This is a genomic window from Paenibacillus pasadenensis, from assembly GCF_023715725.1.
GTDB lineage: Bacteria > Bacillota > Bacilli > Paenibacillales > Paenibacillaceae > Paenibacillus_O > Paenibacillus_O pasadenensis_A.
The window spans coordinates 1-288 of sequence record NZ_JAMBOT010000083.1; the positions used below are offsets into that span (position 1 = coordinate 1).

The following is a 288-nucleotide window of genomic DNA, read 5'->3' on the forward strand; positions in this document are numbered from 1 at the left end:
AGGACAAGTTCCAGTTAAGACCACAGCTTTCGGATGTTTCAGCATTTCATATCGTTCGTATCCAGTTTTCAAGGTACAAGTGGTTTTATGGACGAATCAGCTACAAAGGTAAACCTCAGTAAAAGACACGTCTATACTTTTTTGGCGCAAAAATGCACCGCTTGGCGACGTCCTACTCTCCCAGGACCCTGCGGTCCAAGTACCATCGGCGCTGGAAGGCTTAACGGTCGTGTTCGGGATGGGTACGCGTGGTTCCCTTCCGCCATCGCCACCAAACGATGAAGCGTC

Annotated in this window: 1 rRNA gene; it reads right to left on the reverse strand. The window is 50.0% G+C overall.

What is annotated here, in order from left to right:
- Positions 1 to 159: 159 nt before the first annotated feature.
- A 5S ribosomal RNA gene (rrf, locus tag M3223_RS24095) occupies positions 160 to 276 on the reverse strand.
- Positions 277 to 288: the final 12 nt, after the last annotated feature.